The organism is Pseudomonas fluorescens (assembly GCF_902497745.1).
Lineage (GTDB): Bacteria > Pseudomonadota > Gammaproteobacteria > Pseudomonadales > Pseudomonadaceae > Aquipseudomonas > Aquipseudomonas fluorescens_BM.
In genome coordinates this window covers 153,062-170,537 of the sequence record NZ_CABVHJ010000003.1, presented here as the reverse complement: position 1 = coordinate 170,537, position 17,476 = coordinate 153,062, and the positions used below count along the sequence as shown (strand labels likewise).

The following is a 17,476-nucleotide window of genomic DNA, read 5'->3' as shown; positions in this document are numbered from 1 at the left end:
GAATTCGGAGTAATAGTAGCTGGACGATACACTTTGCACGCCCCGAATGAACAGTTAACAGTTGTTAGTTCTTGCACACGGCTGGCGGCAGATTAAGCTGGCCGCCGATTTCCGAAGATTGGAGTGTTTCATGTCCCGCCGCTTGCCCGTGATTCTGCTGCTCGTTCTGTTGCCGTTATGGTTGGCCGCCAGCTATGGCACGCGTTATGGCTTTATGGAAGACGGGCGGTGGGTCGGTATCTGCGTGGATGAGGCCAGTCGCTGGGAATGCCAGCTGCGTTCGAACCTTGGGTTGATGATTCATTTCAAGGTATTGGGCTGGACGGCGTTGGGTGCGGCGTTGATCGGTTTTGTCTTGCCGGGGCGGGCAGGGTGGTGGCTGGCGGTGCTGGCGCTGGTATTCGGAGTGCCAGCTCTGGCGTTGTACAACACGACGTTGGCGGTGTTTGCGTTGGTGATTGCCGGGTTGCGGTTGGTCAGAGCAACTCGCAGCGCCTGACAATCAGTCTTCGCGAGCAAGCTCGCTCCCACATTTGGAATGCATTCTCCTGTGGGAGCGAGCTTGCTCGCGAAGAGGTCTTTAGCCTCGCTGAAAATCAGCCCTTGCGAACGCGCAGGCAGCGCCACAGTGCAGCAACCATCAACAAACTCGCCAACGCCCAACCCCACGCCTGCTGATTCTGCAACCCTTCCTGATACAACTGCGGCGCAATCCCCGCGCCGACAATAAACGTCAGCAGGGCAATCTCGCGACGCGGCACGCTGACCGGCCGACACAGATAAACCAGCGCCGGCAGCACAAACGCCATGCTCGCAAAGCTGCGATAACGCGGATCGAAGACCATCTCCAGCATCATCACCGCCGCAGCAAAACCTGTCGCCGCAACCAGCCAGCCAGCGCGACGTTCCAGCAGATTGAACGCCCGTTGACGCCAGCCAGTGCGCGCGCTCAGCGTCAGTGCCGCATGGGCCAACACCAACAGGTTCAACGCGGTCAGCAAGCCGACCCACAGCCATTCGCTGGTAAACCGTGTGGTCAACCGCGCCAGATCACCCCAGGCGCCCATCGAGCAAGCGGCGAGGGCGCCGAGCAATGGCAACACCAAAGCCGAGCGCGTGGTACGAACACGACCGCCAAGGATCAGTGTGCCAAGAAAAATCAAACCACCGACCGCCAGCCATTCCTTCCAGTACGGCACGTTGGTCATCGGCCCGGCCAGCACACCCTTGTCCTGACGATCGGCATCGAACAGGCCCCAATAACCGCCAACCGCACCTTCGCTGCCGCGCTTCCACGGCTGGTCAAAGGCTTCGATCAGGTTGTAGTGCCAGCCTTCCTTCTCGGCCATCGCGACAAAACCACGAATGAATTTGGCCTCGTTGACCCGGCTCGGCAGGGCGGTCTCACGCTGGCGGCCTTCGCTCGGCCAGCCGGTTTCACCGATCATCACGTCTTTCGGTGCGAACTTATTGCCGAACACTTGGCGCACATCCGCGACATGCTGCAGGGCGACGTCGATGTTCGATGGATCATCTTCCCAGTACGGCAGGAGGTGAATGGTCAGGAAGTCCACCGCCGGCGCGACCTCCGGATGCTTGAGCCAGAACTCCCAGACATCGGCGTAGGTGACCGGTTGCTTGATCTGGCTCTTGACCTTGTTGATCAGTCGAACCAGTTGCGCGCCGGTGACTTCTTTGCGCAGCAGCGCCTCGTTACCGACGATCACTGCACTGACCACGTCCGGGTTGGCGTTGGCCGAGGCGATCAGCAGGTCGACTTCTTTCTCGGTGTCCACCGGGTTGCTGTTGACCCAGGCACCGATCATCAATTTCAGACCATGTTTACGCGCCAGATCCGGCAGCGCCTCAAGGCCCGTCATCGAATAGGTACGAATGCACTCGAAGCGAGTCGCCAGCAACGCAAGGTCGGCGTCCATGCGCTCCGGGCGCAGTTTGAATGGCACGTCGAACGGTGATTGGTCTTTATCGAACGGTGTGTACGAGGCGCACTGCAGCTTGTGCGTCGGCGTCGCCGCATCCGGCAGAATCACCGGTTGGCCGAGGCCGTACCAGAAGCCCCCGAGGGCAAACAGCCCGAGCAGGCAGGCGAAGAGATAAGGCAGAAAGGGGAAACGGGAAGTCGCGGACATGGTCAGGCCGAGTGGCTGCAAAGCGAGGCATGTTACCTGCATTTATAGAGGGGTTGGTGACCTGCATGATTTGCACATGCAAAGTTCGGGCGGATTATCTGGCGTCATTTATATAGCCGCGATTAATGGCCTTCTGATGTCGTTTCTCGTTGCCTTGAGGTCGCTGACAGAGCAGGTCGCCTGCGGCGTCAGGTTGATGATCATGGCATCAGTACTCCGCTGATGTTCGAGTTGGTTTGCGGTCAGGCGTGATGGGGGCGCTGTGCACCATAACAATACGTTGACGATGCCCGGCATCCGTCGGGCGCAGCATTTCGGGGAAGTAACGATGAAGATGCGACGACTTTTAGGCGCAGGTGCCGCTCTGGTGCTTGCGATGAGCTCCACTTTCGCCAGCGCAGAAAAACAGACCCTGAACATCGGTTACGTTGACGGTTGGTCCGACAGCGTCGCGACCACCCACGTGGCGGCCGAAGTGATCAAACAGAAACTCGGCTACGACGTGAAGCTGCAAGCCGTCGCCACCGGGATCATGTGGCAGGGCGTAGCCACCGGCAAACTCGACGCCATGCTCTCGGCCTGGCTGCCCGTGACTCACGGCGAATACTGGACGAAGAACAAGGATCAGGTCGTCGATTACGGCCCGAACTTCAAGGATGCGAAAATCGGCCTGATCGTGCCGGAGTATGTGAAAGCCAAGTCGATCGAAGACCTGAAAACCGATGACACCTTCAAAAACCGTATCGTCGGCATCGATGCCGGTTCGGGTGTGATGCTCAAGACTGATCAGGCGATCAAGGATTACGGCCTCGACAAGTATTCCCTCAAGGCCAGTTCCGGCGCCGGCATGATCGCCGAGCTGACCCGTGCCGAGAAGAAAAACGAATCCATCGCCGTCACCGGTTGGGTGCCGCACTGGATGTTCGCCAAGTGGAAACTGCGCTTCCTCGACGATCCGAAAGGCGTGTATGGCGCGGCTGAAACCGTGAACAGCATCGGCAGCAAAGAGCTGGCGACCAAAGCACCGGAAGTGGCCAAGTTCCTGAAGAACTTCCAGTGGGCGTCGAAAGACGAAATCGGCGAAGTCATGCTGGCGATTCAGGACGGCGCCAAGCCTGACGCAGCGGCCAAGGATTGGGTGGCCAAGCACCCGGATCGCGTGGCTGACTGGACTAAATAAAAGCTTTACCGCCTAAACCTGTGGGAGCGAGCTTGCTCGCGAATGCGATTTGTCAGTTGATGCAAATATCGACTGATCCGACGCCCTCGCGAGCAAGCTCGCTCCCACAGTTGTTTTGTGTGTACCGGAAATTGGCAAAAGTGTCATGGCGTTCTACTACTAAGGTCGTCTGTTACCGCGCTCGCAGCCGCATACATTAGCTATGTTCCAACAATAATCTGTGCTGCGAGGATAAAAACAATGAACGACAGCATTTACCTCTCGATTCAAAACAGTCCCCGATTCAAGGAGCTGGTGCGAAAAAGGGAAAAGTTCGCCTGGATACTCTCGGCGATCATGCTCGGGCTTTACTCTGGCTTCATTCTTCTGATCGCTTACGGGCCGCATATTCTGGGCGCGAAACTCAGTCCTGAGTCCTCGATTACCTGGGGCATCCCGATCGGTGTCGGACTGATTCTTTCGGCATTCATCCTTACCGCTATCTATGTGCGCCGCGCCAATGGCGAGTTTGACGATCTGAACAATGCGATTCTCAAGGAGGCTCAGCAATGATCCGGCGTCTACTGGCTTTATTGAGTGTTGCAGCGTTCGCACCGGGTGTCTGGGCGGCGGATGCATTGACGGGGGAGGTGGCCAAACAGCCGCTGAACATTCCGGCGATCCTGATGTTCGTCGCCTTCGTTGGCGCGACGTTGTACATCACCTACTGGGCCTCGAAGAAAAACAACTCGGCGGCCGACTACTATGCGGCGGGCGGCAAGATCACCGGTTTCCAGAACGGTCTGGCGATTGCCGGTGACTACATGTCGGCGGCGTCCTTCCTGGGGATTTCCGCACTGGTGTTCACCTCCGGCTACGATGGCCTGATCTACTCGATCGGCTTCCTGGTGGGCTGGCCGATCATCCTGTTCCTGATCGCCGAGCGCCTGCGTAACCTGGGTAAATACACTTTCGCCGACGTGGCGTCCTACCGCCTCGGGCAAACCCAGATCCGCACCCTGTCGGCCTGCGGTTCGCTGGTGGTGGTGGCGTTCTACCTGATCGCGCAAATGGTCGGTGCCGGCAAGCTGATTCAGCTGTTGTTCGGTCTGGACTACCACGTCGCGGTGATTCTGGTCGGTGTGCTGATGTGCATGTACGTGCTGTTCGGCGGCATGCTGGCGACCACCTGGGTACAGATCATCAAGGCTGTGCTGTTGCTGTCCGGCGCCTCGTTCATGGCGCTGATGGTGATGAAGCACGTAGGCTTCGACTTCAACACGCTGTTCTCCGAGGCGATCAAGGTTCACGCCAAAGGCGAAGCGATCATGAGCCCGGGCGGTCTGGTCAAAGATCCGATTTCGGCCTTCTCGCTGGGTCTGGCGCTGATGTTCGGTACCGCTGGCCTGCCACACATTCTGATGCGCTTCTTCACCGTGAGTGACGCAAAAGAAGCTCGCAAGAGCGTGCTCTACGCCACTGGCTTCATTGGTTACTTCTACATCCTGACCTTCATCATCGGCTTCGGCGCGATCCTGCTGGTCAGCACTAACCCGGCCTTCAAAGATGCGGCTGGCGCGCTGTTGGGCGGCAACAACATGGCGGCGGTGCACCTGGCCAACGCGGTCGGTGGCAGTATTTTCCTCGGCTTTATCTCGGCGGTGGCGTTCGCGACCATTCTGGCGGTTGTCGCCGGTCTGACTCTGGCGGGTGCTTCGGCGGTTTCTCACGACCTGTATGCCAGTGTGATCAAGAAGGGCAAGGCGAACGAGAAGGACGAGATTCGTGTCTCGAAGATCACCACCATTGCCTTGGCGGTGCTGGCGATTGGCTTGGGCATCCTGTTCGAAAGCCAGAACATTGCCTTCATGGTGGGCCTGGCGTTCTCGATCGCGGCTAGCTGTAACTTCCCGGTGCTGCTGCTTTCGATGTACTGGAAGAAGCTGACCACTCGTGGTGCGATGATTGGCGGCTGGTTGGGTCTGGTGAGTGCGGTTGGCTTGATGATCCTTGGCCCGACCATCTGGGTGCAGATTCTGCATCACGAGAAGGCGATCTTCCCTTACGAGTATCCGGCGCTGTTTTCGATGATCATTGCCTTTGTGGGGATCTGGTTCTTCTCGATCACTGACAAGTCGGCGGCTGCGGATAACGAGCGGGCGCTGTTCTTCCCGCAGTTTGTGCGTTCGCAGACGGGGTTGGGGGCGAGTGGGGCGGTTTCGCATTGATGGTTTGATGGTTTTGTAATGTTGTGCTGAATGCCCCGGTTGAGAGATCGGGGCATTTTTTGTGGGCGGTTATCGGACTTTGGTGTGTTTTTTATTGGGTGTATATCCGTTGCTGCGGTAACGGCGGCTTAGGGTTTCGCCCTTACGGCGACTCACTTTTTTTCAAACGCCAAAAAAAGCAAGCAAAAAACGCTTGCACCTACGTACAGCCCGCTCGCTGGGGCTCGGGGTCCCTTCGCTCCGGAATCGATCCGGGCGCAGCGCCTACGGTTTGCTTCGCTGCACCTCCTCTCGCTGTGTTTGGCTTCGCCAAACGGTCGCTGCGCTCCCACGCCCGGATCAATCCCTCCACTCAGCCTTCCGACGTCGCCTTACAGATCAAGATCAAGAGCAGGCGAGCTGACACTCGGCCTATTGAGTGGTTAAGAGCGGATGTTCGGCTTTTGATTTGCGTTGTTGCTGCCCCTCACCCCAGCCCTCTCCCGAGGGAGAGGGAGCCGATTTGTGAGCTTTTCAGAATCTGAGTTCAACGCGGTATCGCACGTCGGCGTAGCTCTCCCAAACACCTCAATCAGTCCCCTCTCCCTCCGGGAGTGGAAGGAGAGGGTGCTGATTTCGGTGCTTTTCAAAGCCTGAGTTCAACGCGGTATCGCACGTCGGCGTAGCTCCCCCAAACACCTCAATCAGTCCCCTCTCCCTCCGGGAGAGGGCTAGGGTGAGGGGCTCTTGATCTGGCTTTTGATCTTGCTTTGGCTTTGGCTTTTGATTTTTTGCCCCATCGGCAGGCCGAGCGGAGGTGTTCATCCGGGGGTAGGCGCGAAGCGCCGTGCGGCGCAGCCGCATACATCGAGAGGAGGTGCAGCGAAGCAAACCGTAGGCGATGCCCCCGGATGGACACCGTAGCGAGGGAACACTGAGCCTCAGCGAAGTGCCGTACGCCGGGGCGAGCCTTTTTGGTTACTTTTTCGGCGTTTGGAAAAAGTGACCCGCCGTAAGGGCGGAACCCTAAGCAGCCATAACCGCAGCAACGGATATGCCCCCAAATCCCAAACCCAAACAAACAAACAAAAACGGCCCCTTTATAAATAGAGGCCGTTCCCGGTACAACTTTAAGACGTTATCGCAAGACAGGTCTTATTTGCGGTCTTCCAGCTTGGTAATGTCACGCGACTCGTAGCCAGTGTACAACTGGCGCGGACGGCCAATCTTGTACGGGCTGGAGAGCATTTCTTTCCAGTGGGAGATCCAGCCAACAGTACGTGCCAGCGCGAAAATCACAGTGAACATGCTGGTCGGAATGCCGATCGCCTTGAGGATGATCCCCGAGTAGAAGTCGACGTTCGGGTACAGCGAGCGTTCGATGAAGTACGGGTCAGTCAACGCAATCTCTTCCAGGCGCATCGCCAGTTCGAGTTGCGGATCGTTATTAATGCCCAGTTCCTTCAACACTTCGTCACAGGTCTGCTTCATTACAGTCGCGCGAGGGTCGCGGTTCTTGTAAACGCGGTGACCGAAGCCCATCAGTTTGAACGGATCGTTCTTGTCCTTGGCCTTGGCGATGAACTTGTCGATGTTCGACACATCGCCAATCTCGTCAAGCATGGTCAGAACGGCTTCGTTCGCACCGCCGTGGGCAGGGCCCCACAGTGCGGCGATACCGGCGGCGATACAGGCGAACGGGTTGGCACCCGAAGAACCGGCCAGACGCACAGTAGAAGTCGATGCGTTCTGCTCGTGGTCGGCGTGGAGGATGAAGATCCGGTCCATGGCCTTGGCGAGCACCGGGCTGATCGGTTTGATCTCGCACGGAGTGTTGAACATCATGTGCAGGAAGTTTTCCGCGTACGTCAGGTCGTTGCGCGGGTACATCATGGGTTGGCCCATGGAGTACTTGTAAACCATCGCTGCCAGGGTCGGCATCTTGGCAACCAGGCGGATCGCGGAGATTTCGCGATGCTGCGGGTTATTGATGTCCAGGGAGTCGTGGTAGAAGGCCGAGAGGGCGCCGACTACACCGCACATGACGGCCATTGGGTGGGCGTCGCGACGGAAACCGTTGAAGAAGGTTTTCAGCTGCTCGTGAACCATGGTGTGGTTTTTCACGGTGCTGACGAACTGGGCCTTCTGTTCTGCGGTCGGCAGTTCGCCGTTGAGCAGCAGATAGCAGGTTTCCAGGTAGTCCGACTTTTCAGCCAGCTGTTCGATCGGGTAGCCGCGGTGCAACAGAATGCCGTTGTCGCCGTCGATATAGGTGATCTTCGATTCGCACGAGGCGGTCGACATGAAACCAGGGTCGAAAGTGAAGCGGCCCGTGGCCGTCAGGCCCCGAACATCGATTACATCGGGACCAACGGTGCCGGTTAAAATGGGCAGCTCGACGGGGGCTGCGCCCTCGATGATCAACTGCGCTTTTTTGTCAGCCATGTGGCCTCCTATTTATGCTTGAACCATCAGACAGACCCCCCACGCAGGGCCCGCACCACTATAGTGAGATAAATTCGAATGTCAATTTGCCTAAAGTCTTGCTCCAGAAGGCTTTAAGCGCACTTTTTCCTCGAAATTGACTGCCATTTACGCCTTTTATACGACTTGTGCAATCAGCTATTTGGGGTAGGTGATTGCGTTGTCATTAGTAACCTAACTGTCTATACTCGGCCACCGACCGCCAAGGGCTTTTGGGCCTGCTTTATTGGGGGTCGCATCCCTGGGTGGTGGTTACCTGACCAGTGCACTCCCCAACAACTTTGCCCTGATTGTTAGGGGCTCTTCAGTGTGAAAAAAAAGCCGTGAAAAGCCAACGACCTGTAAACCTAGACCTAAGGACCATCAAACTCCCCATCACCGGCGTTACGTCGTTTCTTCACCGTGTTTCCGGCATCATCCTCTTCCTGGGTATCGGCTTCATGCTTTATGCATTGGGCAAGTCTCTGGGTTCCGAGGAAGGTTTTGCCGAAGTGAAGGCATGCTTGACCAGCCCGCTGGCCAAGTTCGTAGCATGGGGCCTCCTGTCCGCTCTGCTGTATCACCTGGTAGCCGGTGTGCGCCACTTGATCATGGACATGGGCATCGGTGAGACGCTGGAAGGCGGCCGCCTGGGCTCGAAAATCATCATCGCCATTTCCGTGGTGCTGATCGTTCTGGCAGGAGTTTGGATATGGTAACCAGCGTTACGAACCTTTCGCGTTCGGGCCTCTATGACTGGATGGCGCAACGTGTGTCTGCGGTTGTTCTCGCGGCTTATTTCATCTTCCTGATCGGATACCTTGCAGCGAATCCGGGCATTGGCTACGACCAGTGGCACGGCCTGTTCGCTCACAACGGGATGCGTATCTTCAGTCTGCTGGCCCTCGTTGCCCTTGGCGCTCACGCCTGGGTCGGCATGTGGACCATCGCGACCGACTACCTGACGCCAATGGCGCTGGGCAAGTCCGCGACCGCAGTACGTTTCCTTTTCCAGGCAGTTTGCGGCATCGCGATGTTCGCTTACTTCGTCTGGGGTGTGCAGATTCTCTGGGGTATCTGAGTCATGGCTAACATTCCAACGATTTCTTTCGACGCCATCATTATTGGTGGTGGCGGTGCCGGCATGCGCGCTGCGCTGCAACTGGCACAGGGTGGTCACAAGACTGCCGTGATCACCAAGGTCTTCCCGACCCGCTCGCACACTGTATCCGCCCAAGGCGGCATCACTTGCGCGATCGCGTCCGCTGACCCGAACGATGACTGGCGCTGGCACATGTACGATACCGTCAAGGGTTCCGACTACATCGGTGACCAGGACGCTATCGAATACATGTGTCAGGAAGGCCCGGCTGCCGTTTTCGAACTGGACCACATGGGTCTGCCGTTCTCGCGTACCGAGCAAGGCCGTATCTATCAGCGTCCATTCGGTGGTCAGTCCAAGGATTACGGTAAAGGCGGTCAGGCTGCACGTACTTGCGCTGCTTCCGACCGTACCGGTCACGCCTTGCTGCACACCCTTTATCAGGGCAACCTGAAAGCCGGTACTACGTTCCTGAACGAGTACTACGCTGTCGATCTGGTGAAAAACCAGGAAGGCGAATTCGTCGGTGTGATCGCGATCTGCATCGAAACCGGCGAAACCACCTACATCCGCGCCAAGGCCACCGTACTGGCTACCGGCGGTGCAGGTCGTATCTACGCTTCCACCACCAACGCCCTGATCAACACCGGTGACGGCGTCGGCATGGCTCTGCGTGCTGGCGTGCCGGTACAAGACATCGAAATGTGGCAGTTCCACCCGACCGGTATCGCCGGCGCCGGTGTACTGGTTACAGAAGGTTGCCGTGGTGAAGGTGGTTACCTGATCAACAAGCACGGCGAGCGTTTCATGGAGCGTTATGCTCCGAACGCCAAAGACCTTGCCGGTCGTGACGTGGTTGCTCGCTCGATGGTTAAAGAAATCATCGCCGGCAACGGTTGCGGTCCGAATGGCGACCACGTAATGCTCAAACTCGACCACCTGGGCGAGGAAGTGCTGCACAGCCGTCTGCCAGGCATCTGCGAACTGTCGAAGACTTTCGCTCACGTTGACCCGGTTGTTGCGCCGGTTCCGGTTGTTCCGACTTGCCACTATATGATGGGCGGCGTTGCCACCAACATTCACGGCCAGGCGATCACCCAGAACGCCGAAGGCGTGGATCAGATCATTCCTGGTCTGTTTGCGGTAGGTGAAGTGGCTTGCGTATCGGTACACGGTGCCAACCGTCTGGGCGGCAACTCGCTGCTCGACCTGGTGGTATTCGGCCGCGCTGCTGGTCTGCACCTGGAAAAGGCGCTCACCGACGGCATCGAATACGACGACGCTACCGAAGCCGATATCGAAGCTGCCCTGTCGCGTCTGAACGCACTGAACAACCGTACCGATGGTGAAGACGTCGCTACCCTGCGTCGCGAGCTGCAAAGCTGCATGCAGAACTACTTCGGCGTATTCCGTACCGGCGAATACATGCAGAAAGGTATCGCTCAGCTTGCTGACCTGCGTACCCGCATTGCCAACGTGAAGATCAACGATAAGTCGCAGGCGTTCAACACTGCCCGTATCGAAGCGCTGGAACTGCAAAACCTGCTGGAAGTGGCTGAAGCTACCGCCATCGCTGCCGAAGTACGTAAAGAGTCGCGCGGTGCTCACGCCCGTGAAGACTTCGAAGATCGTGACGACGAAAACTGGCTGTGCCACACCCTGTACTTCCCGGGTGACAAGCGCGTCACCAAGCGTGCCGTGAACTTCTCGCCGAAGACTGTTCCGACTTTCGAACCTAAAGTCCGGACTTATTAAGGGTGACCGCCATGTTGAAAGTCAGTGTTTATCGCTACAACCCTGATCAGGACGCTGCGCCGTTCATGCAGGAATTCCAGGTCGATACCGGTGGTAAAGACCTGATGGTGCTGGACGTGCTGGCCCTGATCAAAGAGCAGGACGAGGGTTTCTCCTATCGTCGCTCTTGCCGTGAAGGCGTCTGCGGCTCCGACGGCATGAACATCAACGGCAAGAACGGTCTGGCGTGCATCACGCCGCTGTCCGCCGTTGTAAAAGGTAACAAGTTGATCGTTCGTCCGCTGCCAGGTTTGCCGGTTATCCGTGACCTGGTTGTCGATATGAGCATCTTCTACAAGCAATACGAGAAGGTGAAGCCTTACCTGCAGAACGACACGCCGGCTCCGGCCATCGAGCGTCTGCAGTCGCCAGAAGAGCGTGAAAAGCTCGACGGTCTGTACGAGTGCATCCTGTGCGCTTGCTGCTCGACCTCTTGCCCGTCCTTCTGGTGGAATCCGGACAAGTTCCTGGGTCCAGCTGCGCTGCTGCAAGCCTATCGCTTCCTGGCAGACAGCCGTGACACCAAGACCAACGAGCGTCTGGCTTCGCTCGATGACCCGTTCAGCGTATTCCGCTGCCGGGGCATCATGAACTGCGTCAACGTATGTCCGAAAGGCCTGAACCCGACTAAGGCCATCGGTCACATCCGTAACATGCTGCTTTCGAGTGGCGTGTGATTCAGCTGCTGTAACCGCTGCACCGTAGAGGCTGTGGCGCGGGCTTCAACCCGCGTCATGGCTATAACCAGAGCAGTAGCCATAAGCTGCGGCTCTTATTTTGAAGAAATGAGACAAGCAGGGGCATCCGGGCTGGTACCCGGACTATCAGTGTGATCCTAAGTGGCTTGTTTTAGTCGCTGCATTCGGACTTCTGCAAGTTTGCTCGGTGTCGACATCGATGGTGTTCCCCTAACCGAGGGTGACCAAGCATGCAAGAAAGCGTGATGCAGCGCATGTGGAACAGCGCCTACCTTTCAGGTGGAAACGCTGCCTATGTGGAAGAGCTTTATGAGCTCTACCTGCACGACCCTAACGCTGTGCCAGAAGAGTGGCGCACCTACTTTCAGAAGTTGCCTGCCGACGGCAACTCTGCCACTGATGTTTCGCACTCGACAATTCGCGATCATTTCGTGCTGCTGGCAAAGAACCAGCGCCGCGCCCAACCGGTTTCCGCCGGCAGCGTGAGCAGTGAGCACGAGAAGAAGCAAGTTGAAGTGCTGCGATTGATCCAGGCCTACCGTATGCGTGGCCACCAGGCAGCCCAGCTTGACCCGCTGGGGCTGTGGCAGCGTCCTGCACCTGCAGACCTGTCGATCAATCATTACGGCTTGACCAATGCCGATCTTGATACGACCTTCCGTGCCGGCGACCTGTTCATCGGCAAAGAGGAAGCGAGCCTACGCGAAATTCACGAAGCGTTGCAGCAGACATATTGCCGCACCATCGGCGCTGAATTTACGCACATCACCGATTCCGAGCAGCGCCAGTGGTTCCAGCAGCGTCTGGAAAGCGTGCGTGGTCGTCCGACGTACTCCGCCGACATCAAGAGCCACCTGCTTGAGCGCGTGACTGCCGGTGAAGGCCTGGAAAAATACCTGGGCACCAAATACCCGGGCACCAAGCGTTTCGGTCTGGAAGGTGGCGAAAGCCTGATTCCGATGCTCGACGAACTGATCCAGCGTTCCGGTTCCTACGGCACCAAGGAAGTCGTCATCGGCATGGCCCACCGTGGCCGTCTGAACGTACTGGTCAACACCTTCGGCAAGAACCCGCGCGAGCTGTTCGACGAGTTCGAAGGCAAGAAGAAGGTCGAGCTGGGTTCCGGTGACGTTAAGTATCACCAGGGCTTCTCGTCCAACGTGATGACCGCCGGCGGTGAAGTTCACCTGGCCATGGCGTTCAACCCGTCCCACCTGGAAATCGTTTCCCCGGTGGTAGAAGGTTCGGTTCGCGCCCGTCAGGATCGTCGTAACGACCCGACCGGTGAGAAGGTTCTGCCGATCTCCATCCACGGTGACGCTGCATTTGCAGGTCAGGGCGTGGTCATGGAAACCTTCCAGATGTCGCAGACCCGCGGTTTCAAGACCGGCGGTACCGTGCACATCGTGATCAACAACCAGGTCGGTTTCACCATCAGCAACCCGCTGGACTCGCGTTCCACCGAGTACGCCACCGACGTTGCGAAGATGATCCAGGCGCCGATCCTCCATGTGAATGGTGATGATCCGGAAGCCGTGTTGTTCGTGACCCAGCTGGCCATCGACTACCGCATGCAGTTCAAGCGTGACGTGGTGATCGACCTGGTCTGCTACCGTCGTCGCGGCCACAACGAGGCCGACGAGCCAAGCGGCACCCAGCCTCTGATGTATCAGCAGATCACCAAGCAGCGCACTACCCGTGAGCTGTACGCTGATCGTCTGACCCAGGGCGGTGTGCTGGACGCAGAGCGTGTTCAGGCGAAAGTCGACGAATACCGCAACGCGCTGGACAACGGTCTGCACGTAGTGAAATCGCTGGTCAAAGAGCCGAACAAAGAGCTGTTCGTGGACTGGCGTCCGTATCTGGGCCACGCCTGGACTGCGCGTCACGACACTCGCTTTGATCTGAAGACCCTGCAAGAACTGTCCGCCAAGCTGCTGGAAATTCCGGAAGGCTTCGTGGTTCAGCGTCAGGTTTCGAAGATCTACGAAGACCGTCAGAAGATGCAAGCCGGCGGCCTGCCGATCAACTGGGGTTACGCCGAAACCATGGCGTACGCGACCCTGGCGTTCGAAGGTCACCCGATCCGCATGACCGGTCAGGACATCGGCCGCGGCACGTTCTCGCACCGTCACGCTGTGTTGCACAACCAGAAAGACGCGGGCACCTACATTCCGCTGCAGCACCTGTACGACGGTCAGCCACGCTTTGACCTGTACGACTCGTTCCTGTCGGAAGAAGCGGTACTGGCGTTCGAATACGGTTACTCGACCACCACGCCGGATGCGCTGGTGATCTGGGAAGCCCAGTTCGGCGACTTCGCCAACGGTGCACAGGTTGTAATCGACCAGTTCATCACCAGCGGCGAGCACAAGTGGGGCCGTCTATGCGGTCTGACCATGTTGCTGCCACACGGTTATGAAGGTCAGGGCCCTGAGCACAGCTCGGCACGTCTTGAGCGTTACCTGCAATTGTGCGCCGAGCACAACATTCAGGTCGCCGTACCGACCACGCCAGCACAGATCTACCATTTGCTGCGTCGTCAGGTGATTCGTCCGCTGCGCAAGCCGTTGATCGTTCTGACTCCAAAGTCGCTGCTGCGCCACAAGCTGGCCATCTCGACCCTGGAAGATCTGGCCGAAGGTTCGTTCCAGACCGTGATCCCGGAAATCGATACTCTGGACCCGAAAAAGGTCGAGCGTGTTGTTCTGTGTAGCGGCAAGGTCTACTACGACCTGCTGGAAAAACGCCGTGCCGAAGGCCGTGAAGATATCGCCATCGTGCGTATCGAGCAGCTGTACCCATTCCCTGAGGACGACTTGAAAGAAGTCCTGGCTCCATACACCAACGTCAAAAATGCCGTTTGGTGTCAGGAAGAGCCGATGAACCAGGGCGCCTGGTACTGCAGCCAGCACCACTTGCGTCGCAGTATTGCGAACCTCGACAAGTCTCTCGTACTTGAGTACGCGGGCCGTGAGGCTTCTGCTGCCCCAGCTTGTGGTTACGCATCGATGCACGCCGAGCAGCAGGAAAAACTCCTGCAAGACGCGTTCACCATTTAACGCCTTCGCGCACCTGAAACCGAATTTAAGGAACCACAGATAATGGCTATCGAGATCAAAGCCCCCACTTTCCCGGAATCGGTTGCCGATGGCACCGTTGCCACCTGGCACAAACAACCGGGCGACGCCGTCAAGCGTGACGACCTGATCGTCGACATCGAAACCGACAAAGTCGTACTGGAAGTTCTGGCTACCGCTGATGGCGTGCTGGGCGCAATCGTCAAGAATGAAGGCGACACCGTTCTGTCCGACGAAGTGCTGGGCTCCATCGAAGCGGGTGGCGCTGCTGCCGCTGCTCCAGCCGCCGCTGCTGCCCCGGCCGCTGCTGCCGCTGCCCCGGCTGCTGCCGAAGGCGAAGACGATCCTGTTGCTGCTCCTGCTGCGCGCAAGCTGGCTGAAGAAAACGGCATCAACATCGCTTCCGTTGCCGGCACCGGCAAAGGCGGTCGTGTGACCAAGGAAGACGTGGTTGCTGCTGTTGCTGCCAAGAAAGCCGCTCCGGCTGCTGCGCCTGCCAAGGCTGCTGCTCCTTCGGCCGCCGCTCCTGTGTTCGCTGCTGGCGACCGCATCGAGAAGCGCGTACCGATGACCCGCGTTCGTGCCACCGTGGCCAAGCGTCTGGTTGAAGCTCAGTCGAACATGGCGATGCTGACCACTTTCAACGAAGTCGACATGACTGAAGTCATGGCTCTGCGTTCGAAGTACAAGGACCTGTTCGAGAAGTCCCACAACGGCGTACGCCTGGGTTTCATGTCGTTCTTCGTCAAGGCTGCCACTGAAGCGCTGAAACGCTTCCCGGCTGTCAACGCGTCGATCGACGGCGGCGACATCGTTTACCACGGCTACGCGGACATCGGCGTTGCCGTTTCCAGCGACCGTGGCCTGGTTGTTCCGGTTCTGCGTAACGCCGAGCTGATGAGCCTGGCTGAAATCGAAGGCGGCATCGCCACTTTCGGCAAGAAAGCCCGTGACGGCAAACTGTCGATGGACGAGATGACCGGTGGTACCTTCACCATCACCAACGGTGGTACCTTCGGTTCGATGATGTCGACCCCGATCGTCAACCCGCCGCAGGCAGCGATTCTGGGCATGCACAACATCATCCAGCGTCCTATGGCCATCAACGGTCAGGTCGTTATCCGTCCGATGATGTACCTGGCACTGTCCTACGATCACCGTCTGATCGATGGCAAAGAAGCTGTGACCTTCCTGGTGACCATCAAGAACCTGCTGGAAGATCCGGCTCGTCTGTTGCTGGATATCTGATAGAAGCAGTCGCGGGCTTCAGGTTTCAAGCTGCAGGAAAGGGCAGCTTGGCTTGGGGCGCGCGGCTTGAAGCTTTTCGCTAAAGAGGATTTTTTGAATGTCGCAGAAATTTGACGTAGTAGTGATCGGTGCTGGCCCTGGTGGCTACGTGGCTGCCATCAAGGCCGCGCAGCTGGGTCTGACCACTGCCTGCATCGAGAAGTACACCGACGCAGAAGGCAAGCAAGCCCTGGGCGGCACCTGCCTGAACGTGGGCTGCATTCCTTCCAAGGCGCTGCTCGACAGCTCCTGGAAATACAAGGAAGCGAAAGAAAGCTTCAACGTTCACGGTATCTCGACTGGCGAAGTCAAAATGGACGTCGCTGCGATGGTTGGCCGCAAGGCTGGCATCGTCAAGAACCTGACCGGCGGCGTTGCCACCCTGTTCAAGGCCAACGGCGTTACTTCGATCCAGGGTCACGGCAAACTGCTGGCTGGCAAGAAAGTCGAAGTTACCAAGCCAGACGGCTCGGTTGAAATCATCGAAGCTGAAAACGTCATCCTGGCTCCAGGTTCGCGTCCGATCGACATTCCACCGGCTCCGGTTGATCAGAAAGTCATCGTCGATTCGACTGGCGCTCTGGAATTCCAGACCGTACCTAAGCGTCTGGGCGTGATCGGCGCTGGCGTGATCGGTCTGGAACTGGGTTCGGTGTGGTCGCGTCTGGGCTCCGAAGTTGTTGTTCTGGAAGCGCTGGACACTTTCCTGATGGCAGCGGACACCGCTGTTTCCAAGGAAGCGCTGAAAACCCTGACCAAACAAGGTCTGGACATCAAACTGGGCGCTCGCGTAACCGGCTCGAAAGTCAACGGCGACGAAGTCGTTGTGAACTACACCGATGCCAACGGCGAACAGACCATCACTTTCGACAAGCTGATCGTAGCCGTTGGTCGCCGTCCGGTGACCACTGATCTGCTGGCTTCCGACAGCGGCGTGACCCTCGACGAGCGCGGTTTCGTGCACGTTGACGATCACTGCGCGACCACCGTACCGGGCGTTTTCGCCATCGGTGACGTGGTTCGCGGCATGATGCTGGCTCACAAGGCATCGGAAGAAGGCATCATGGTTGTCGAGCGCATCAAGGGCCACAAAGCCCAGATGAACTATGACCTGATCCCTTCGGTTATTTATACTCACCCGGAAATCGCGTGGGTTGGCAAAACCGAGCAGGCCTTGAAAGCTGAAGGCGTTGAAGTTAACGTCGGCACCTTCCCGTTCGCCGCTTCCGGCCGTGCCATGGCCGCCAACGATACCGGTGGTTTCGTCAAGGTCATCGCAGATGCCAAGACTGACCGCGTATTGGGCGTGCACGTGATTGGCCCGAGCGCTGCAGAACTGGTTCAGCAGGGCGCGATCGGTATGGAATTCGGCACCAGCGCTGAAGACTTGGGCATGATGGTTTTCTCCCATCCGACCCTGTCTGAAGCCTTGCACGAAGCTGCTCTGGCTGTGAATGGCGGCGCCATCCACATTGCCAACCGCAAGAAGCGTTAACAGACAATAAGAAACCACGGCGGTAACGGCCCGTCGTGAGC

13 protein-coding genes are annotated in these 17,476 nt (G+C 57.9%); 11 read left to right on the top strand and 2 right to left on the bottom strand.

Features of this window, described 5'->3' with window-relative positions; all coding sequences use genetic code 11:
- Nucleotides 1-130 precede the first annotated feature (130 nt).
- The gene (locus F8N44_RS05890) at nucleotides 131-499 is read left to right on the top strand and encodes a hypothetical protein (RefSeq protein ID WP_150649675.1); all 369 of its coding nucleotides are present in this window, start codon (nucleotides 131-133) and stop codon (nucleotides 497-499) included.
- A gap of 97 nt (nucleotides 500-596) precedes the next feature.
- Here F8N44_RS05890 and F8N44_RS05885 read toward each other — a convergent pair whose 3' ends face one another.
- Nucleotides 597-2,192, bottom strand: coding sequence for a beta (1-6) glucans synthase (locus tag F8N44_RS05885; protein WP_150649674.1), 1,596 nt, complete (start codon nucleotides 2,190-2,192; stop codon nucleotides 597-599).
- A gap of 286 nt (nucleotides 2,193-2,478) precedes the next feature.
- Between F8N44_RS05885 and F8N44_RS05875 the strand changes: the two genes are divergently transcribed.
- The 3 genes from F8N44_RS05875 to F8N44_RS05865 all read left to right on the top strand — a co-directional run bounded on the left by F8N44_RS05875 (nucleotide 2,479) and on the right by F8N44_RS05865 (nucleotide 5,537).
- Complete coding sequence (locus F8N44_RS05875) at nucleotides 2,479-3,330, top strand: glycine betaine ABC transporter substrate-binding protein (RefSeq protein WP_095050217.1); 852 nt, start codon at nucleotides 2,479-2,481, stop codon at nucleotides 3,328-3,330.
- Between the two features lie 240 nt (nucleotides 3,331-3,570).
- Nucleotides 3,571-3,882 (top strand): DUF485 domain-containing protein, encoded by a 312-nt coding sequence (locus F8N44_RS05870; RefSeq protein WP_007919908.1) that lies wholly within the window; start codon nucleotides 3,571-3,573, stop codon nucleotides 3,880-3,882.
- Nucleotides 3,879-5,537, top strand: coding sequence for a cation acetate symporter (locus F8N44_RS05865; RefSeq protein WP_095050218.1), 1,659 nt, complete (start codon nucleotides 3,879-3,881; stop codon nucleotides 5,535-5,537). The genes F8N44_RS05870 and F8N44_RS05865 overlap by 4 nt, the downstream gene beginning before the upstream one ends.
- A gap of 1,134 nt (nucleotides 5,538-6,671) precedes the next feature.
- Here F8N44_RS05865 and gltA read toward each other — a convergent pair.
- Nucleotides 6,672-7,961, bottom strand: a complete 1,290-nt coding sequence (gene gltA, locus F8N44_RS05860) for a citrate synthase (protein WP_003222994.1) — start codon at nucleotides 7,959-7,961, stop codon at nucleotides 6,672-6,674.
- A gap of 362 nt (nucleotides 7,962-8,323) precedes the next feature.
- Between gltA and sdhC the strand changes: the two genes are divergently transcribed.
- The 7 genes from sdhC (at nucleotide 8,324) to lpdA (ending at nucleotide 17,435) form a co-directional block, all read left to right on the top strand.
- Nucleotides 8,324-8,698, top strand: coding sequence for a succinate dehydrogenase, cytochrome b556 subunit (gene sdhC / locus F8N44_RS05855; protein WP_038363944.1), 375 nt, complete (start codon nucleotides 8,324-8,326; stop codon nucleotides 8,696-8,698).
- Nucleotides 8,692-9,060 (top strand): succinate dehydrogenase, hydrophobic membrane anchor protein, encoded by a 369-nt coding sequence (gene sdhD / locus F8N44_RS05850; RefSeq protein WP_007919900.1) that lies wholly within the window; start codon nucleotides 8,692-8,694, stop codon nucleotides 9,058-9,060. Before sdhC ends, sdhD begins: the two co-directional genes overlap by 7 nt.
- A 3-nt stretch (nucleotides 9,061-9,063) precedes the next feature.
- Nucleotides 9,064-10,836, top strand: coding sequence for a succinate dehydrogenase flavoprotein subunit (gene sdhA, locus F8N44_RS05845; protein ID WP_038363946.1), 1,773 nt, complete (start codon nucleotides 9,064-9,066; stop codon nucleotides 10,834-10,836).
- Nucleotides 10,837-10,847: 11 nt separating this feature from the next.
- The gene (locus F8N44_RS05840; RefSeq protein WP_007919888.1) at nucleotides 10,848-11,552 is read left to right on the top strand and encodes a succinate dehydrogenase iron-sulfur subunit; all 705 of its coding nucleotides are present in this window, start codon (nucleotides 10,848-10,850) and stop codon (nucleotides 11,550-11,552) included.
- A 251-nt stretch (nucleotides 11,553-11,803) separates the two neighbouring features.
- Entirely contained in the window at nucleotides 11,804-14,635 is a 2,832-nt protein-coding gene (locus F8N44_RS05835; RefSeq protein ID WP_150649672.1) for a 2-oxoglutarate dehydrogenase E1 component, read from the top strand.
- A gap of 42 nt (nucleotides 14,636-14,677) precedes the next feature.
- Entirely contained in the window at nucleotides 14,678-15,901 is a 1,224-nt protein-coding gene (gene odhB / locus F8N44_RS05830; protein WP_077571706.1) for a 2-oxoglutarate dehydrogenase complex dihydrolipoyllysine-residue succinyltransferase, read from the top strand.
- Between the two features lie 97 nt (nucleotides 15,902-15,998).
- Entirely contained in the window at nucleotides 15,999-17,435 is a 1,437-nt protein-coding gene (gene lpdA, locus F8N44_RS05825) for a dihydrolipoyl dehydrogenase (RefSeq protein ID WP_150649671.1), read from the top strand.
- The last annotated feature ends 41 nt before the right edge of the window (nucleotides 17,436-17,476 follow it).

What these genes read in the sequence shown, in the direction of transcription:
- F8N44_RS05890 (WP_150649675.1), top strand. Translation starts at nt 131, where the DNA reads ATGTCCCGCCGCTTGCCCGTGATTCTGCTGCTCGTTCTGTTGCCGTTA.
- F8N44_RS05885 (WP_150649674.1), bottom strand. Translation starts at nt 2,192, where the DNA reads ATGCAGGTAACATGCCTCGCTTTGCAGCCACTCGGCCTGACCATGTCC.
- F8N44_RS05875 (WP_095050217.1), top strand. Translation starts at nt 2,479, where the DNA reads ATGAAGATGCGACGACTTTTAGGCGCAGGTGCCGCTCTGGTGCTTGCG.
- F8N44_RS05870 (WP_007919908.1), top strand. Translation starts at nt 3,571, where the DNA reads ATGAACGACAGCATTTACCTCTCGATTCAAAACAGTCCCCGATTCAAG.
- F8N44_RS05865 (WP_095050218.1), top strand. Translation starts at nt 3,879, where the DNA reads ATGATCCGGCGTCTACTGGCTTTATTGAGTGTTGCAGCGTTCGCACCG.
- gltA (WP_003222994.1), bottom strand. Translation starts at nt 7,961, where the DNA reads ATGGCTGACAAAAAAGCGCAGTTGATCATCGAGGGCGCAGCCCCCGTC.
- sdhD (WP_007919900.1), top strand. Translation starts at nt 8,692, where the DNA reads ATGGTAACCAGCGTTACGAACCTTTCGCGTTCGGGCCTCTATGACTGG.
- sdhA (WP_038363946.1), top strand. Translation starts at nt 9,064, where the DNA reads ATGGCTAACATTCCAACGATTTCTTTCGACGCCATCATTATTGGTGGT.
- F8N44_RS05840 (WP_007919888.1), top strand. Translation starts at nt 10,848, where the DNA reads ATGTTGAAAGTCAGTGTTTATCGCTACAACCCTGATCAGGACGCTGCG.
- F8N44_RS05835 (WP_150649672.1), top strand. Translation starts at nt 11,804, where the DNA reads ATGCAAGAAAGCGTGATGCAGCGCATGTGGAACAGCGCCTACCTTTCA.
- odhB (WP_077571706.1), top strand. Translation starts at nt 14,678, where the DNA reads ATGGCTATCGAGATCAAAGCCCCCACTTTCCCGGAATCGGTTGCCGAT.
- lpdA (WP_150649671.1), top strand. Translation starts at nt 15,999, where the DNA reads ATGTCGCAGAAATTTGACGTAGTAGTGATCGGTGCTGGCCCTGGTGGC.